At 65.9% G+C, this 17,139-nt stretch carries 13 protein-coding genes; 2 read left to right on the top strand and 11 right to left on the bottom strand.

Features of this window, described 5'->3' with window-relative positions; all coding sequences use genetic code 11:
- Positions 1–77: 77 nt before the first annotated feature.
- A complete protein-coding gene (locus tag CXQ81_RS03000; protein WP_101336426.1) occupies positions 78–2,249 on the top strand; it encodes an outer membrane assembly lipoprotein YfiO in 2,172 nt (723 codons plus the stop codon).
- A gap of 2 nt (positions 2,250–2,251) precedes the next feature.
- Positions 2,252–2,971: a DUF3142 domain-containing protein gene (locus tag CXQ81_RS02995; RefSeq protein ID WP_101336425.1), complete on the top strand. Its 720-nt coding sequence runs from the start codon at positions 2,252–2,254 to the stop codon at positions 2,969–2,971.
- A gap of 6 nt (positions 2,972–2,977) precedes the next feature.
- Here CXQ81_RS02995 and CXQ81_RS02990 read toward each other — a convergent pair whose 3' ends face one another.
- The 11 genes from CXQ81_RS02990 to CXQ81_RS02940 all read right to left on the bottom strand — a co-directional run bounded on the left by CXQ81_RS02990 (position 2,978) and on the right by CXQ81_RS02940 (position 16,939).
- Positions 2,978–5,443, bottom strand: a complete 2,466-nt coding sequence (locus CXQ81_RS02990) for a TonB-dependent siderophore receptor (protein WP_053259178.1) — start codon at positions 5,441–5,443, stop codon at positions 2,978–2,980.
- Positions 5,444–5,549: 106 nt separating this feature from the next.
- Positions 5,550–6,506 carry a FecR domain-containing protein gene (locus CXQ81_RS02985; protein WP_101336424.1) on the bottom strand — a complete coding sequence of 319 codons (957 nt, stop codon included), beginning with the start codon at positions 6,504–6,506 and terminating at the stop codon, positions 5,550–5,552.
- On the bottom strand, positions 6,503–7,012 hold the full coding sequence (locus CXQ81_RS02980) for a sigma-70 family RNA polymerase sigma factor (protein ID WP_053259176.1): 510 nt from the start codon (positions 7,010–7,012) through the stop codon (positions 6,503–6,505). The genes CXQ81_RS02985 and CXQ81_RS02980 overlap by 4 nt, the downstream gene beginning before the upstream one ends.
- Positions 7,013–7,379: 367 nt before the next feature.
- Entirely contained in the window at positions 7,380–8,828 is a 1,449-nt protein-coding gene (locus tag CXQ81_RS02975; protein ID WP_101336423.1) for an efflux transporter outer membrane subunit, read from the bottom strand.
- Positions 8,825–9,883: an HlyD family secretion protein gene (locus CXQ81_RS02970; RefSeq protein WP_101336422.1), complete on the bottom strand. Its 1,059-nt coding sequence runs from the start codon at positions 9,881–9,883 to the stop codon at positions 8,825–8,827. Before CXQ81_RS02970 ends, CXQ81_RS02975 begins: the two co-directional genes overlap by 4 nt.
- 25 nt (positions 9,884–9,908) lie before the next feature.
- A complete protein-coding gene (locus tag CXQ81_RS02965) occupies positions 9,909–11,453 on the bottom strand; it encodes an MFS transporter (protein ID WP_101336421.1) in 1,545 nt (514 codons plus the stop codon).
- Positions 11,454–11,736: 283 nt separating this feature from the next.
- Positions 11,737–12,654, bottom strand: coding sequence for a LysR family transcriptional regulator (locus tag CXQ81_RS02960; protein WP_101336420.1), 918 nt, complete (start codon positions 12,652–12,654; stop codon positions 11,737–11,739).
- A 576-nt stretch (positions 12,655–13,230) separates the two neighbouring features.
- Positions 13,231–14,097 carry an ABC transporter permease gene (locus tag CXQ81_RS02955; RefSeq protein WP_007928653.1) on the bottom strand — a complete coding sequence of 289 codons (867 nt, stop codon included), beginning with the start codon at positions 14,095–14,097 and terminating at the stop codon, positions 13,231–13,233.
- A gap of 20 nt (positions 14,098–14,117) precedes the next feature.
- Entirely contained in the window at positions 14,118–14,978 is an 861-nt protein-coding gene (locus CXQ81_RS02950) for an ABC transporter ATP-binding protein (protein WP_101336419.1), read from the bottom strand.
- A 5-nt stretch (positions 14,979–14,983) separates the two neighbouring features.
- The gene (locus tag CXQ81_RS02945; RefSeq protein ID WP_053259170.1) at positions 14,984–16,021 is read right to left on the bottom strand and encodes an ABC transporter substrate-binding protein; all 1,038 of its coding nucleotides are present in this window, start codon (positions 16,019–16,021) and stop codon (positions 14,984–14,986) included.
- A 27-nt stretch (positions 16,022–16,048) separates the two neighbouring features.
- The gene (locus tag CXQ81_RS02940; protein ID WP_101336418.1) at positions 16,049–16,939 is read right to left on the bottom strand and encodes a TauD/TfdA family dioxygenase; all 891 of its coding nucleotides are present in this window, start codon (positions 16,937–16,939) and stop codon (positions 16,049–16,051) included.
- Between the last annotated feature and the right edge of the window lie 200 nt (positions 16,940–17,139).

Raw genomic sequence — 17,139 nt, 5'->3', positions numbered from 1 at the left:
TGCCAGCGAATGCCTTCTGTATGATTTGCACCACACTTGGACCTTCGGCTCCCATAGTTTCGGATTAAGGACAATTCATGCGTATCGGTCTTTTGTCGTCTTTGACACTGGCGCTCGGCGCCCTCCTCTGCAATCAGGCCCAGGCCAGCTCCGACGATTCCTGTTACCCGCACTGGACCCTGCTCAAAAAAAACCTCGAAAGCTGTAGCAGCCTGCCGTTTCTCAACCCGGGCAACGACAGCCGAGTGAACCTGCGCCTGTTGCTGGCCGACAGTGGTGCCTTGCCCCTGGCGCCGAAAGCGCTGGACGCCGACGACCTGGCCGAAGGGTATGGGCCGGTGCCGTTTTCGGTGTCTCGCCTGAACCCGGCGCCCGACCCCGAAGCGGCGGATGCACCGGCAGCCAGCGCCGACACTGACCTCAACGGCCGCCTGGAAGCCTTGCAGGTGGTGCGCGAAGCTCCTCAGGCGGCCGGCGATGCCTTCCTGTCCGGCGAAGGCAGCCGCTGCCGCAGCAACTCGGACGCCAGCGCCCAGGTATTTGTCGACCAACTGATCGCCGCCGACCTGCCGGCCAGCGAACGCCAGGCACTGGCGCAGAGCCGGGTCAAGCTGCTCGCCGCCTGCAACTGGGACAGCCCGCAACTGGCCAGCCTGCTGCCGACCGATCTGCAGACACCGCTGGGCAAGGGTTTCGCCACTTATCTACAGGCCGCCGGCAACTTCTACAGCGGCCGCTTCAGCGAGGCTGGCGTGGCGTTCGCCACGCTCAAGGACAACCCGAATGCCTGGCTGAAAGAGACCGCGCTGTACATGAACGCCCGTACGCTCCTCAACAGCGCCCAGCAGAACGCCTTCGACGAATACGGCATGCCGGCGCTCGAGCATGTGGATAAGTCCACCCTGCAACAGGCCGAGGCCGGCTTCGACGCCTACCTGCAAACTTATCCACAGGGTGCCTACGTCGCCTCGGCCAAGGGCCTGCTGCGCCGGGTGCACTGGCTGGACGGCAATCCCGACAAACTCGCCGCCGACTACGCCTGGCAAATGACCCAGGCCAAGGACGAGCAGCGCAACCTGTCGCTGGACGATCTGGTGGAAGAAGTCGACACCAAGCTGCTGATGGTCAACCGCAACCCGGTCAGCACGCCCCTGCTGCTGGCGGTCAACGACCTGATGTGGATGCGCGAGCAAGCCGAAGGCCGGCTGACCCGCGCCGCCTTGCAGCAACAGAAGGCGGTCTTCGCCGGGCAACCGGCGCTGTACGACTACCTGCAAGCGGCCTTCGCCCTGTACGTCGACAACGACCCCGACGCCGCGCTGAAACTTCTGCCCGCCGAGCCTGCGGCCAAGCTCGACTACCTCGCCTTCAGCCAGCAGACCCTGCGCGGCCTGGCCCTGGAAGCGAAAAACGACGCCTCGGGCGCACAGGCCCTGTGGCTGCAACTGCTGCCCCTGGCCAAGCAACCGTTGCAACGGGAACAGCTGGAGCTGGCCCTGGCGATGAACTACGAGCGCAACCAGCAACTGGCCAAGGTGTTCGCCGCCGACTCGCCGATCCAAAGCCCGCAGGTGCGCTTCACCCTGCTGCGCCATGTGGCCGACGCCGGGTTGCTGCGCCAGCAGATCGGCCAGGCCGCCGACCCGGTGGAACGTAATACCGCGCAGTTCGTGCTGCTCTACAAGGACCTGCTGCGCGGCCAGTACGCGGCCTTTGCCAGCGACCTTGCGCAGCTTCCCGCCAGCGCCCCTGAAGACAAGCTTGGCTACAGCCTGGGTTACGTCTACAGCAACGGCCAGTCGCTCAAGCTGTTCCAGTGGAACGGCAAAGAGGCCGAGTCCGGCTACGTCTGCCCGAGCATCGCAGAAACCGCGGCGGCATTGGAGAAGGATGGGAAAAGCCCGCAAGGCTTGAACTGCCTCGGTGAGTTCATCCTGCGCAACGGCCTGGACGGCATGCCGCTGGACAGCCAGCCCGACAAGCAGTCCCTGGGCGGTACGCCGTCGGCCTTCAAGGGCGAACCGTTCTCCCGCCTCGAGGGCTACAAACAGGTGATCGCCAACAGCAAGGCGCCACGCGACGACCGTGCCTACGCCCTGTACCGCGCGATCAATTGCTTTGCGTCCTCGGGCAACAACCGCTGTGGCGGCAAAGATGTGGAGCCCGCGGTGCGCAAGGCCTGGTTCCGCCAGCTCAAAGGCACCTTCGCCGACACCCAGTGGGGCAAGTCGCTGCAGTACTACTGGTAAGCATGAGCCGCTTCTGGCGATGCCTGCTGCCGGTCTGGCTGTTGCTGGCCGGCGGTGCCCAGGCGGCGGTCGACGCCCGCGATCACGATGCCTTCTGGCTGTGGAGCGGCGTCGCTCCGCAGCCGGTGCTGAACCAGGCCAAGACCCTGTACATCCTGCAAGGGCAGATCAGCCGTTCGCGTCGCGACCCGAGCGGCAATGTGCACTTCATCGCCCAGGGCATGGCCGTTCCGCGCCTGCGCCAGGGCGAGGTCTGGGTGGTCTATCGCGCCCACACCCTGCACTGGCCGGAACCGGTCTACCGCCAGTTGCTGGGCCAGGTGCAGCGCTGGCAGCAGGCCGGCAACCCGGTGGTCGGCATCCAGATCGATTTCGACGCCCGCACCCGCTACCTCGACGAGTACGCCAGCTTCCTGCGCGACCTGCGCCAGCGCCTGCCTGCGCAGTACCGCCTGAGCATCACCGGCCTGATGGACTGGAGCAGCAACGCCAACCCCGAGGCCATCGCCGGGCTCAAGGGCGTCGTCGACGAAGTGGTGGTGCAGACCTACCAGGGCCGCCACAGCATCCCCAACTACGCCGCCTACCTGCCCCGCCTCGACCGCATGGGCCTGCCGTTCAAGGTGGGGTTGATCCAGGGCGGCGAATGGCAGGAGCCGGGCTATCTGCGAGACAGCCCGTGGTTCAGGGGGTATGTGGTGTTTTTGCAGAATCCGCGCTGAGGCGCCTTACCAGTCGTAGCTCAGGCTCGAAACCATGGTCCGGCCTTCGCCGTAATAGCAGTCGAATGTGCCGGCGCAACGGTCGACGTAGGTCTTGTTCTCCAGGTTCTTCACGTTGAGCGCCAGCTTCACGCCCTTCCATTGCAGCGGCGACATGCTCAAGTCGTAGGTGAGAGCGGCGTCGTACACGGTGTAGGAAGGAATCTGGAACGCCCCGGCGTAATAGTCGCCATAGCTGCCGCGCACATAACGCGCGCCCACACCCGCGCCAAGACCAGCCAGAGGCGTATCGCCCAGCAGCCTGTAGTTGACCCACAACGCCGCGGTCAGCGGTGGGTTGCCCGCCGGATGCCGGCCTTTGCGCCCATCGTTGTCCTTGGTGTACTTGATGTCGTTGCGCGACATCGAGGCAATCACGTCCAGCGCTTCAGTGAGGCTGGCCTTGCCTTCCAGCTCGATGCCCCGGGAACGCAGCGCGCCGCTCTGGGTGCTGAAACCCGGGTTGCCCAGGTCGCTCGTCAGCAGGTTTTCCTGCTCCAGCTCATAGGCCGAGATCTGCACGAAACTGCTCTGCCCCGGCGGCTGGTATTTCACCCCCACTTCATATTGCTTGCCGGTGGAAGGATCGAAGGGCTGGCCGCCGACGTTGGTGCCGCTTTGCGGCAGGAAGGATTCCGAATAGCTGACAAAAGGCGCCAGGCCATTTTCGAACAGGTAGACGATGCCCGCGCGCCCGGTGAACGCCTGGTCCTTGCTGTTGGTGTGGCCGCCATTCAACGGGGTCTTGTTGTCGACCTCGGCCCAGTCGTAGCGACCGCCGAGCACGAAGATCCACTGATCGAGCTTGATCTGGTCCTGCAGGTACAGGCCGGTCTGGGTGATGGTGTTGTCCCAGCGATAAGGGTTGCCGAAATTCAGCGACTGGCCGTAGGTCGGGGTGAACAGGTCGATGATCGGCGGGTTGAAGTCGTACTTGCCGTCGAACTTGGAGTTGAAGTGGTAGTAGTCGAGCCCGACGATCAGGGTGTGGTTGAAGGCCCCGGTGTCGAACTCGGCCTGGGCGATGTTATCCACGCCCAGCACCTTGTTGTGCTGCTTCCAGTCCACGCCGTAACGGGTGCTGTAGCGCTGGTCGTTGAGCCCGGTCTTGGGGTTGGTGACGAAGCGATAGCCGTGCAGCGGCGCGCGGTAACGGTCGTCGACATCCGCGTAGCGGGTGTTCTGCTTCAGGGTCCAGGTGTCGTTCAGGCGATGGGAAAACTCATAGCCCAGCACGAACTGCTCACGGTCATAGGCGTTGACCCCCGGCTCGCCGAGGAACAGGTCGCGATCGATCTTGCCGTTGGGGTTGGCGAACACCGTGCCCACGCTCGGCAGGCCCTGGGCCTCGGGCACATCGTTGTCTTTCTGGAATTGGGCGAAGAGCGTCAGGCTGGTGTCTTCGCTGGGCCGCCAGGTCAGGCTCGGGGCGATGAACTGACGCTTCTGCTCGACATAGTCGATCTCCGACTGGCTGTCGTTGACCACCCCGGTGAGGCGATAAAGAAACTGGCCTTGCTCATCCAGCGGGCCGCCCAGGTCGATGGCGGCGCTTTTGTAGTCGTAGTTGCCGGCCCGCAGCACGACTTTATGCAACGGCGTCTCGGTCGGGCGCTTGCTGACCATGTTGACGATGCCGCCCGGCTGATTCTGCCCGTACAACACCGACGCCGGGCCCTTGAGCACCTCGATGCGCTCCAGGGAAAAGGGTTCGATCTGCAGGGCGCCGCCGGTGCTGCCGCCGCCATAGGGCAGGTGCAAGCCGTCCAGGTACAGCGGGGTGGGCGAGAAGCCACGGGATGTCGGCTCATCGAAAATCTTCACTCGGTCGGCGAAGCCGCCGCCGGTCATGCCCGGCGTGTAGCGCAGGGCTTCGGTGACGCTCTGGGCCCCGCGAGCGCTGACTTCCGCGGCGGTGATCACGTTGATGGTCTGGGGGATCTCCACCAGCGCCGAGTCAGTCTTGCTCCCCGTGGCGCTGCGCTTGGCGACGATGCCCTGCACCGGCCCCCAGGCACTTTCCTCGACCTGTGCGGCACTGACCTGGGTCGCCCCCAGTTGCAGCGGGCCGTCCTGACTCACCGGCACCAGCAGCCAGCCACCACCCGCCTGCTGTGCCTGCAACCCGCTGCCGGCCAGCAAGCGCTGCAAGCCTTCGGCCACCGGATAACGCCCCTGCAAGCCAGGGCTGCGCTTGCCCGCGGTCATCTGGGCATCCACCGACAACAGAATGCCCGCCGCGCTGGCAAAGCGGTTCAGGGCCTGGTCGAGGTTGCCGGCCGCGATGTTGTACTGGCGCGACTCGCTCTGGCTGGCGGTTTCGGCCTGGGCCATGCCGGGCAGCACCGGCGCCACGGCCAGCAGGCCGGCGAACAGGCCACGGCGCACGGCGCTGGCCAGGGTTTGAGTGGTTGGTGTCGGTTGGTAAGGCATTCCGGAACTCCCCATGAGAATGCGTCTTGATCGGCTTTCAAGAGGTATCCCGAACGGGCTGAAAAAAACGACAAGGGGAAATCCGGATTATTTCAAACGCGAGCTTTCAGGCCCTTGGCTTGAGCGTCACCCAATAACGGGTGACCGCCTGCGCCCGTACCGGCAGCGAGCGCTCCAGCGCAGCGAGAATCGCGTCGCTGTCATCGAGGGGGAAGACCCCGGTCAACAGCAGGTCGGCGACCTCGGCGTCACAGCGCAGGACGCCCGGCCGATAGCGCGACAGCTCTTTGATGAACTGCCCCAGCGGCTGACGCTCGGCGATCAATCGCCCCTGGCTCCAGCTGCTGGCATTCGGCTCAGCCACCTGCAGCGCCGACACCGAGCCGGCGTCGAACCACAGGCTGTTGCCGGCCTGCAGGTGCAGCGCCGGCGCCTGTCGCGGGCTGATCCGCAACTCGCCCTCGTACAGGCTGACCCGAGTGCCGCCGTCGACTTCCCGCACGGTGAAACGGGTGCCCAGGGCCTGGATATCGCCGGCCGGGGTTTCCACGATCAACGGCCGCGAGCGGTCGCGGCCGCTGCTCAGCTGGATTTCCCCACTGATCAGACGGATGCGTCGCTCCCGGTCGCTGTACAGCAGATCGACGGCCGTGCCGCTGTTGAGGTCCAGCCGGGTGCCGTCGCTGAGGGTCAGGTGGCGGATCTCGCCGGTTGCCGTGCGCTGGCCGGCCCACGCGTTGCGCCAGGGCTGGCTGCCTTGCACCAGGTAGGCGCCGCCGCCGGCGACCAGCAGCAAGCCCAGCAGCTTCAGCGCCGAACGTCGTTGTGGATCGGGGATCTCGCGCAACACCGCGCGCGCACTGTCGGCCGGCACGCCACCCAGGGTCTGTTGCAGCTGCTGCAAACGCTGCCAGGCACGCTGGTGCTCGGGGTCGGCGGTTTGCCAGCGGGCAAAGGCCTGGCGCTGTTCGGCATCCAGCTCACCGCCCCAGTGCAGCATCAGCCATTCGCTGGCCTGCTCGACAATGGCCGGGGCGATGGGTGCGTCGCGGTGCCGGCTCATTCTTCGTAGACCACCTGATAACAGGCCTGGATGGCGCGGATCATGTACTTCTGCACCGAGCTGACGGTGACCCCGAGGCGCTCGGCGATCTGCGCGTAGGTCAGGCCCTCGAACTGCGACAGCACAAAGGCCTGGCGCACCTTGTCCGGCATGCGGTCGAGCATGGCGTCGACCTGCATCAGGGTTTCGAGAATCAACGCCCGGGTCTCCAGCGAAGGCGATTGCGGCTCGGGCAGATGGGCGATGCTTTCCAGATAAGCGCGCTCGATGCGCAGGCGCCGCCACTGGTCGATCACCAGGTTGCGGGCGATCTGCGCCAGGTAACTGCGGCTCTCCAGGTGCCCGGGAAAACGCCCCGATACCAGCAAGCGCAGGAACGTATCCTGCGCCACGTCCGCCGCATGCTCGCGATCGCCCAGGCGCTTGCGCAACCAGCCTTGCAGCCAGCCGTGATGGTCGCGATAGAGACGATGAAGCTGCACCTTGCCGTCAGTCGTTGCTTCCATGAATGGAACCGCACGTGATTGAGAGCAATTATCATTACACTTTTGCTGCCTTCCAGGCAAAGCGCATCTTCAGTGGGTGACGGCGGACTTGCGCGGATCGTGCCCGCCCAAGCGTAATCGGCAACAAGCGCTCATAGTCTTCCCCCGCCACGCCTTGCCCCCTTCGCTACGCCGGTGCAAAACGTTCAGTGCGGGAAATGGCGCAATGCCGAGCCAGGGCACAGAAACACTTTTGTTGCAGCCCGACATTGACGTCGATATCAGCCCGGCATAGATCAGCCGTACTCAACCCCGTACGCAGCGATTAAGTTCGCTGGCCGTTGGGGTGAAAAAACCGGCCATCAAGCCGGGGTACTGGTGAGGCGGCTCAAGGCTGTGCAGCCGCCAACGGATACACCGACTCCCAGCCTCCGCCCAGCGCCTTGTACAGGCCAACCATGGCCAGGGAAACGCCGGTCGAGCTTTCCACCAGTTGTTCCTGGGTGGCGAGCAAGGCGCCCTGGACGGTGAGGACGTTGACGAAGTCCACCACGCCTTCGACGTATTGCTGTTGCGCGGTGCGCAGGGCGATCTGGTTCTGCCGCACGGCTTCGGCGAGGCTGTCGCGGCGCAGCTGGCTGCTGTTGTAGCGGGTCAGCTGGTCGTCGATTTCATGCCAGGCGCGCAGCACGGTCTGCTGGTAGGCGACGGCCGCTTCCTGCTGCTGGGCTTCGCGCAGATGCAGCATGCCGCGCAGGCGGCCGCCGTCGAACAGCGGCAGGCTGAACTGCGGGCCGATGCCAAACTGGCGCGAGCCCCAGGAGCCGAAGTCCGACAGCTGCATGGCCTGGGAGCCGAAGTTGCCCGACAGGGTGATGCGCGGATAAAAGTCGCCCTGGGCCACGCCGATGCTGGCGGTGGCGGCATGCAGGCGGGCTTCGGCCTGGCGAATGTCCGGGCGGCGTTCGGCCAGTTGCGACGGCAGGCCGATGGCGACCTGGCGCGGGGTTTGCGGCACCGGCGCATCCGCCGCCAGCTGCGCATGCAGGGCCTGGGGCGGCTCGCCCATCAGCAGGCTCAGGGCGTTGATCAGTTGCGCCTGGCGCTGCTGCAAGGCCGGCAGTTGCGACTCGATAGTCGCCACCTGCGCGGCGGCTTCGGCCACGTCCAGGTCGGTGGCCACACCGTCGGCCAGCCGCAGCTGCGAGAGCTTGAGGCTGTGGCGGGCGACGTCGAGGTTCTGCTCGGTCACTGCCCGGGTGCTCTGCACGCCGCGCAGCTGGATGTAGTCCTGGGCGGTCTCGGCCAGCACCGCCAGCAGCACCCCGCGCCGGTCGTTCTCCGCGACTTCCAGGGTCGCGTCGGCGGCCTCGGTTTCGCGCCGCACGCGGCCCCAGAAATCCAGCTCCCAGGACGCCGAGAAGCCGGCGTCCCACAGGTTGAAGGCGGACTTGCCCGCGTGCCCCGACGGGTCGTTCAGGCCTTCGCCGCTGTTACGTTTGCGTGCGTAACCGCCGCTGGCGCTGCTGGTCGGATAACGCTCGGCGGTGACCACCTGGCGCGCCGCGCGGCTCTGTTGCAGGCGGCTGGTGGCCAGTTGCAGGTCGAGGTTGTCGGTCAGCACGCGCCGGCTCAACGCCGACAGCTGCGGATCGTTGAAGACCTCCCACCAGCGCTCGTCCAGGGGGCTGCTCACCACCTGGCTCGGCGCAGCCTTTTGCGGGGTGGCCCAGGCCTCGACCCGCGGCCCTTCGGGACGCTGGAAATCCGGGCCGACACTGCAGGCGGCCAGGGACAACAGGCTCAGGGCGAATACCGGCTGGAGCAGACGACTCATCGCTTCACCACCTCACGCGCGGAGCTGGCCTTGCCCAGGGTATCGACGCTCGCTTCCACCGACATCCCGACCCGCAGACGCTCGGCCATCGGCTGGCCGGGCTCCAGCAGGATCTTCACCGGAATGCGCTGCACCACCTTGGTGAAGTTGCCGGTGGCGTTGTCCGGCTTGACCGCGGCGAAGGTCACCCCGGTGGCCGGCGCCAGGCTCTCGACCCGGCCGTGCAGGGTTTCGCCGTCCAGGCTGTCGACCCGCACCTGCACCGGTTGCCCGGGGTGCATGTGGGCCAGCTGGGTTTCCTGGAAGTTGGCCACCACATAGGCCTGCTCCAGCGGCACCACGGCGAGGATCTTGCTGCCCGGCGTGACGTAGGCGCCGACCCGCACCGCGCGTTCGCCGACCATGCCGTCCACCGGCGCGACGATGCGCGTGTAGGACAGCTCGTAGCTGGCCATTTCCAGGGACGCCTGGGCGCGCTTCAGCCCGCCCTCGGCGGCATCGCGCTGGGCGGTGAGGATCTCCACCTGCTTGCGTTCCGCCGCCAGCGCCGCGGTGGCCGTGGCCAGCCGCGCGCTGGCCTGGTCGATGCGGGTCCGGGCCTGCTGGGCATTCTGCACCGTGCCGGCGCCGACCCCGGCCAGGTGGTTGTAGCGGTTCAGTTCATGTTCGGCGAAGGCCATTTCCGCCCGCGCGGCCACCACCGAGGCCTGGGCCTGGGCGATCACCGAGCTTTGCCGGTCGAGGGTGGCGCGGGCGTTCTGCAACTGCGCCTTGGCCACCAGGGTTTCGGCGTCCGCCGCCTGGGCCGCGGCGCGCAGGTCGCGATCGTCGATCAACGCCAGCAACTGGCCGGCCTTGACCCGCTGGTTGTCTTCCACCAGCACTTCCTTGATGAAACCCGCCACGCGCGGGGCCACCAGGGTGTAGTCGGCGCTCACGAAAGCGTCGTTGGTGGTCTGCTCGGTGGCCTTGCCGGTGACCAGGTACACCAGCACGCCCAGGACCGCGACCGCCGCCACGCTGACGGCGATTTTGTGTTTGATGTGGATCGTCATAAAAACCTTCTGTCTCAGTGAACGTTCAAGTCGGCGCGCGTGGCGGATAGATCCGCGTCGGCAGCCAGAAAATCAGCAGGATCAGGGCCGCCGCCACGCCAGCCATGACGTAGTAGAGGTCGGCGGAGGTCAGCACCACGGCCTGTCGGTGCAGGCGCTGGGCGAGGTTGCTGGCGTCGACGGCGCTCAGCGGCGAGTTGCCGAGGCTGTCCACCAGCATGGTCGAGTGAAAGTGCAGGCGGTGAGTGGTCAGGGCATCCAGCACGCCGGTGGCGATCACCGCCGCCAGGCCTTTCACGGTGTTGAACCAGGAGGACGCGAACGGCCCCTCGATCGGCTGGATACTGCCGGTGGAAAGCATCAGCAACGGCAGCACCGCCATCGGCTGGCCGAAGATCTGCAGCAATTGCAGCACGTAGAAATCGTCGCGAATCCACGCCGAGGTCAGCCGCGCGCCGCCCAGGCACGACAGCACCAGCATCATCAGGCCAATGCCCAGCACCCAGCGGCAGTCGACCCAGCGCAGGTTGCACAGGGCCGCCACCAGGGGCAACGCGAGTAGCTGCGGCAGGGCCATCACCAGCATCACCGGGGCGGTCTGCAACGGCCGGTAGCCCTGGACCTGGGCCAGGAAACTGGACGGAATGATGATCACCGCGGTCAGCACCACCAACACCCCGGCCAGGGTCAGCAGGGCGAACGACAGGTTGCGGATGCCGAGCATCTGCAACTTGAAGAACGGAATCGGCTGCGACCATTCGTTGATCAGAAACAGCACCAGCAACAACGCGCCCCCGCCCAGCAGCAGGCAGATCAGCGGCGAGCCGAACCAGTCCAGGCGATTGCCCTGGAGGATGCCGATCACCAGCATGCAGATCGCCGGGAACCCCAGCAGCAGGCCGCGCCAGTTGAAAGCCTTGAGGCGTTCCAGGCGCAGCGGGTCCTGGGGCAGGCCGTAGGCCACCGCGAGCATCGCCAGCAAGCACGGCGCCACCACCTGCCAGAACGCCCATTGCCAGCCGACGTATTCGGTCCACAGGGCGGCCAGCGGCGTGCCCAGGCTCGGGCCGAAGGTAGCGGTCAGGGCGTAGCCGGCCAGGCCGTAGAGCTTGACGTTGGCCGGCAGGAACCGCAGCGCCACGGTCATCAGCATCGGCGGCAACGCGCCGCCGGCCAGGCCCTGCACGGTGCGCAGCAGCAATAGGCTGTGGTAGTTCGGGGCGAACGGACAGAGCACGCCCAGCACGGTGAACAGGGCGATGGCGCAAAGGGTGAAACGGCGCAGCGAGAAGGTCACCGAGCACCAGGGGGCGAAGGCCATGGCCGCCACCGAGGTGGCGGTGTAACTGGCCACCAGCCAGGTGCCTTCGTCATAGCCGATGGCCAGGGCGCCACGGATGTCGGCCAGGGCGATCTTGGTCACCATTTCGTTGAGGCCCGACACCAGCACCGCCAGCAATACGCCGAGCAGGCCGATGATGATTCGCGGGCCGAAGACCGCGGGGCTGGCAGCTGCCGGTTTGCTGGCCACTTCAGCGGGTGCCGGCACAGCCACGGCGAGGGAACTCATGAAGGGAACGACTCCGATAGAAATACCGAAGCAGTGTAAAAAGCCCGACAGCTGACGAAAACTGACTTATCGGCAGCTTATAAGTGCATCAAACGCAACGATTGGATGACCTGTAGCCGCTGCCGAGCCCGCGAGGCTGCGATCGGCGGCGCAGCCGTCGCAAAACCAGGCAACCTGATCCAACAGGTCAATCGCGGGCACTGCCTGGAGAGGGCTAAGTCGGATGCCGCCGACCTCGTTCGCAGCCTCGCGTTGCTCGGCAGCGGCTACAGGGGGTGTGGATTCAAGGCTGGGCGGTGCGCCAGGTTTCGTTGCAGGAGGCGCGCAGGGTTTCGCGGAACCATTTGTGCGCCGGGTCCTTGTCGTAGCGCGGGTGCCAGGCCTGGGTCAGCACCAGGGTCGGCAGGGGAATCGGCAAGGCGAAGGAACGCAGGTGCAGGCCCAGGCGCGACACGCTGAGCAGGGTTTCCTTGGGCACCGGCAGGATCAGGTCCGAGTCCGGCAGCATGAACATCGCGGCATGGAAGCTCGGCGCGATCAGCGGCACCCGGCGCTGCAGGCCCAGGTCGCCGAGCGCCACATCGATCGGCCCGCGGGCGATGCCGCGCCGGGACATGCTGATGTGCGGGAAGGCGGCAAAACGCTCGGCGGTGATCTCCTCGTCGAGCAACGGATGATGCTCGCGCACCAGGCCGACAAAGGTGGTGGAGAACAGGTTCTGCACCTTCACTTCCGGGGTCAGCGGCCGGGTGTTGCTGATGCGCAGGTCGATCCGCCCTTCGCGCAGGGCCTCGTCGTCGCCATCGCCTTCCGGGACGAAACGCAGTTCGCAATGGGGCGCCTGGCGCTCCAGGGTGTCGATCAGGCGGCCGCCATAGACGCCGACGAAAAAGTCGTTGGCGCGCACATTGAAGCGTCGACGCAGGGTGCCGAGGTCGACCTGGTCGCCGGAACGGAACACCAGCGCCGCCTGTTCCACCAGGTCGCGGACCTGGCCGCGCAGCTCCAGGGCCTTGGGCGTGGGCACCAGGCCGCGGCCGGCGCGCACCAGGATCGGGTCGCCCAGCGCCTCGCGGATCCGCGTGAGGGTCCGGCTCATGGCCGCCGGGCTGAGGTTCATGCGCCGGGCCGCGCCGACCACGCTGCCCTCGTCGAGCAGGGCGTCGAGGGCGACCAGAAGGTTCATGTCCGGGAGTTGCATGCTGAGCACTCGTGGCTGATTGGGAATGAGTCAGGCGCAATGCTAGCAGGGTCATTTCAGCCAGGGACACCACTCTGTGTAGCCGCTGCCGCAGGCTGCGATCGAGGACGAAGTCCTCGCCAGACCTGCGCACGCGGTGTGCCAGACAGAACGCGCTGTCAGGTTTTGCGCCGGCTGCGCCGTCGATCGCAGCCTCGCAGGCTCGGCAGCGGCTACAGGATCGTGGAGGGCAGTTCAACCATGGACACCACGCTGTGTAGCCGCTGCCGCAGGCTGCGATCGAGGACGAAGTCCTCGCCAGACCTGCGCACGCGGTGTGCCAGACAGAACGCGCTGTCAGGTTTTGCGCCGGCTGCGCCGTCGATCGCAGCCTCGCGAGCTCGGCAGCGGCTACAGGATCGTGGAGGGCAGTTCAACCATGGACACCACTCTGTGTAGCCGCTGCCGCAGGCTGCGATCGAGGACGAAGTCCTCGCCAGATCTGCGCATGCGGTGTGCCAGACAAAATGTGCTGTCAGGTTTTGCGCCGGCTGCGCCGTCGATCGCAGCCTCGCAGGCTCGGCAGCGGCTACAGGTTCAGCGTTGCATGCCCCAGCGTTTCACGGTGACCCGCTCCAAGGTGTCGAACACCAGGTTCTCCACCAGCAGGCCGATCAGGATCACCACCGCCAGGCCGGCAAAGACTTTGTCGGTGTACAGCTCGTTGCGGTTCTGGAAGATGTACCAGCCCAGGCCGCCCTTGCCGCTGGTGGCGCCGAACACCAGTTCGGCGGCGATCAGGGTGCGCCAGGCGAAGGCCCAGCCGATTTTCAGGCCGGCGAGGATCGACGGCAGCGCCGCCGGGATCAGGATGAACAGCACGAAGCGCATGCCCTTGAGCCCGTAGTTGCGCCCGGCCATGCGCAGGGTTTCCGAGACCCCGAGAAAGCCGGCGTAGGTATTCAAGGCCAGGGCCCAGAGCACCGAATGCACCAGCACGAAGATCAGGCTGTTCTCCCCCAGGCCGAACCACAGCAGGGCCAGCGGCAACAGGGCGATGGCCGGCAACGGGTTGAACATCGAGGTCAGGGTGCTCAGCAGGTCGCGGCCCACCTGGGTCGACACCGCCAGGGTGGTCAGGGCAAAGGCCAGGGCGATGCCGATCAGGTACCCCTTGAGCAGCACGACCAGGGAGATGCCGACCTTGCCCAGCAGCTCGCCGCTGAGCAGGCCGTCGTACAGCGCGCTGGCGGTCTGCAAAAAGCTCGGTAGCAGCAGGTCGTTGTTCTGGTAGCGGGCCACGGCCTCCCAGAGCAGCGCCAGCACGATCAGGATCAGGCTCTTGCGCAGCCAGCCTTGTTGCCACAGGCGCTGGCCCAGCGGCAACTCACGCTCCAGCGGCACCGCCAGCAAGGGTTCGAGGGCAACTTCGTATTCCTGGCGAACAGGTGATGAATGGCTCATCGGGCGTTCCTCTTAAAGGCTCAATAAGCGATACGGATATCGGTGAAATCCAGCTCGCGCTCGGTTTCCGGCGACTGGCCTTCGTCGAACAGCAGCCGGTGGATACGCCGCGCCGTCTGCTGGAACGCCACGCCGCCGAGGCTTTGCAGGTCGTACTGATGGCTGTGGACTTCCGCCCGCACCCGCCCCGGGTGGGGCGACAGCAGCAGGATGCGATTGCCCACCACCAGCGCTTCCTCGATGGAGTGGGTGACGAACAGCAGGGTGAAGCGCACCTCCTCCCAGAGCAGCAGCAACTCCTCCTGCATCTTGCGCCGGGTCAAGGCATCGAGGGCGGCGAAGGGTTCGTCCATCAACAGGATCTTCGGCTGCATCGCCAGAGCGCGCGCAATAGCCACCCGCGCCTTCATGCCGCCGGACAGGGTGTGCGGGTAGGCGTCGGCAAACGCCGCCAGGCCGACCTTGTCCAGGTAGTGCAGCGCGCGCTCCTCGGCCTCGCGGCGGTTGAGGGTGTTCGACGCCAGCAGCGGGAACATCACGTTCTGTTTCACGGTTTTCCACGGCGGCAGTTGGTCGAACTCCTGGAACACCACAATCCGGTCCGGCCCCGGCTGGCTGACCCGCTGTCCTTGAAGGCGAATCTCGCCCTCGCAGGGCTGGATGAAGCCGGCGACCGCCTTGAGCAGGGTCGACTTGCCGCAGCCCGAGGGCCCGAGCAGGACGAAACGGTCGGCGGGATCGATTTCGAAACTGACCTGGTGGGTGGCCCGCACCACGCGCTGCGGGGTGCGATATTCCAGGCTGACCTGGTCGACCGCGAGCAGCGCCTGGGCCGCCGTGGTCGGGTTGCTGGCCGTGTGGCCTTGCAAGGGGGCGTTCATGGCGATCAGCTCCCTTGCAGCGGCGTGGTGTCCTGGAAGAAGTAGTCCTTCCACGATTGCGGCTTGTTCTTGATCGCGCCCACGCGGTAGAGGAATTCAGCCAGCGGGTAGGTGTTTTTCGGGGTGACGGTGAATTCGAACTGCGGGTTGTCGATGATCTTCAGCAAGGCTTCGCGGTCGATCTTGGCCTTGGTCACGCGGATGTAGGTATCCGCCGCCGCGCCCTTGTCCTTCTGGGCGAAGTCGGCGGCCTCGGCCAGCGCCTCGACGAAGGCCTTGTAGGTTTTCGGGTTTTCGGTACGAAATTTCTCGGTGGCGAACAGCACGGTCGGCGAGTTCGGGCCCAGCAGGTCGTAGGTGTTGAGCACCACGTGCACATTCGGGTTGGCCAGCGCCTGGTCCTGGAACGGCGGGTTGGAGAAGTGCCCGGTCAGCTCGGTGCCGCCGGCGATCAGCGCCGCCGTGGCGTCCGGGTGCGGAACGGCGATGGTGTACTTGTCCAGGCGATTGAATTCCTTGTCGCCCCATTGCTTGGCCGCCGCGTACTGCAGGAACCGCGACTGCACGGAAACCCCCACCGCCGGCACCGCGATGCGGTCCTTCTCGGTGAAGTCGGCGATGGTCTTGACCTTGGGATTGTTGCTCACCAGGTAGTAAGGGAAGTTGCCCAGCGACGCCACCGCCTTGACGTTCTGCTTGCCGTGGGTGCGGTCCCAGATGGTCAGCAGCGGGCCGACGCCGGCCCCGGCAATGTCGATGGAGCCGGAGAGCAAGGCGTCGTTGACCGCCGCGCCACCGGACAGCTGGGTCCAGTCGACCTTGATGTCGATGCCTTCTTCCTTGCCGTGTTTTTCGATCAGGTTCTGGTCGCGCACCACATTGAGCAGCAGATAGACGATGCCGAACTGTTCGGCGATGCGAATCTCGCCTTCGGCATGGGCCGCCGTCGGCGCGACCAGGCCAGCGGCCAGCAGGCTGAAGCCCAGGCCGATGGCGGCCGCCAGTTTGCCCAGGCGCGGGAGGCGTTGAGTAGGTTGGGACATGGTGTTTCTCCTGCCGTGGGTGGCCGATCAGTAAGGGGCGTCGCCCTGGATGGTGGTGCGATACAGCTTGCGGCGCAGGTGGCTGGGGCAACCGGCGGCCAGGTGGATCAGCGAGCGGTTGTCCCAGAACACCAGGTCATGGGGCTGCCATGGGTGGCGGTAGATGTTTTCCGGCAGCACGCTGTGGGCGTAGAGCTCGGCGAGCAGCTGGCGGCTCTCGTCTTCCGGCAGGCCGACGATGCGGGTGGTGAAGCCTTCGCTGACGAACAGCGCCTTGCGACCGTTTTCCGGATGGGTGCGCACGACCGGGTGCACCACTTCCCGGACCTGGGCCAGTTGCTCCGGGGTCAGGGTCGGGCGCCAGTTGCCCTCGAACTTGGTCTCGCTGTAGCGCGCGGTGTAGGAGTGCGCGGCAGAGCGGCCATCGACCGCCTTGCGCAACGCTTCGGGCAGGCTGTCCCAGGCTTTGTGCATGTCGGCGAACAAGGTGTCGCCGCCCTCGGCTGGCAGCTCCTGGGCGTGCAGCATCGAGCCCAGGCTCGGCAGTTCCTTGTAGGAGAGGTCGGAATGCCAGAACTTGCCAGCGTCCCCCAGGCCGATGGACTGGCCGTTTTCGATGATGTTGGAAACGATGAGGATTTCCGGGTGCCCGGCCAGCAGGAACTGCTTGAGCACATGGATTTGCAGCACGCCGAAACGGCGGCTGAAGGCGATCTGTTGTTCGGGGGTGATGCGCTGGTCGCGGAATACCACGACGTGATGATCCAGGTGCGCGCGGTGAATGCGCGCGAAGTCCTGGTCGTTGACCGGCCGGGCCAGGTCCAGGCCGACGATCTCGGCACCGACGGCGCCGCGGAACGGGCGGATATCAAAAGCTTGTGCGGCGATGGGCGCGGCACTTGGAGAGGGTACGGACATAAATCACTCCCACGCAGAGCACGCCCGGTGGCGCGCGCGTCGATCAGAAACTCACGGAGGTCCCGTGTGGGTTCATTTCGTGCGGCGCGCCGATTGGTCGGCAGGTACGCAGGGAGTCGACTTTATAGATATAAGAACTGAATTTTAAATACCGTTAACGAATAACGATATGGCGATTCGGCCGCAAGCCCCAAGGCCGG

The organism is Pseudomonas sp. 09C 129, assembly GCF_002843625.1.
Lineage (GTDB): Bacteria > Pseudomonadota > Gammaproteobacteria > Pseudomonadales > Pseudomonadaceae > Aquipseudomonas > Aquipseudomonas chlororaphis.
This window is presented reverse-complemented; position numbering and strand designations above follow the sequence as displayed.

Coding starts and splice junctions, on each gene's coding strand:
- CXQ81_RS02990 (WP_053259178.1), bottom strand. CDS start 5,443: ATGCCTTACCAACCGACACCAACCACTCAAACCCTGGCCAGCGCCGTG.
- CXQ81_RS02940 (WP_101336418.1), bottom strand. CDS start 16,939: ATGTCCGTACCCTCTCCAAGTGCCGCGCCCATCGCCGCACAAGCTTTT.
- CXQ81_RS02985 (WP_101336424.1), bottom strand. CDS start 6,506: ATGAGCCGGCACCGCGACGCACCCATCGCCCCGGCCATTGTCGAGCAG.
- CXQ81_RS02945 (WP_053259170.1), bottom strand. CDS start 16,021: ATGTCCCAACCTACTCAACGCCTCCCGCGCCTGGGCAAACTGGCGGCC.
- CXQ81_RS02995 (WP_101336425.1), top strand. CDS start 2,252: ATGAGCCGCTTCTGGCGATGCCTGCTGCCGGTCTGGCTGTTGCTGGCC.
- CXQ81_RS03000 (WP_101336426.1), top strand. CDS start 78: ATGCGTATCGGTCTTTTGTCGTCTTTGACACTGGCGCTCGGCGCCCTC.
- CXQ81_RS02955 (WP_007928653.1), bottom strand. CDS start 14,097: ATGAGCCATTCATCACCTGTTCGCCAGGAATACGAAGTTGCCCTCGAA.
- CXQ81_RS02960 (WP_101336420.1), bottom strand. CDS start 12,654: ATGCAACTCCCGGACATGAACCTTCTGGTCGCCCTCGACGCCCTGCTC.
- CXQ81_RS02965 (WP_101336421.1), bottom strand. CDS start 11,453: ATGAGTTCCCTCGCCGTGGCTGTGCCGGCACCCGCTGAAGTGGCCAGC.
- CXQ81_RS02970 (WP_101336422.1), bottom strand. CDS start 9,883: ATGACGATCCACATCAAACACAAAATCGCCGTCAGCGTGGCGGCGGTC.
- CXQ81_RS02975 (WP_101336423.1), bottom strand. CDS start 8,828: ATGAGTCGTCTGCTCCAGCCGGTATTCGCCCTGAGCCTGTTGTCCCTG.
- CXQ81_RS02980 (WP_053259176.1), bottom strand. CDS start 7,012: ATGGAAGCAACGACTGACGGCAAGGTGCAGCTTCATCGTCTCTATCGC.
- CXQ81_RS02950 (WP_101336419.1), bottom strand. CDS start 14,978: ATGAACGCCCCCTTGCAAGGCCACACGGCCAGCAACCCGACCACGGCG.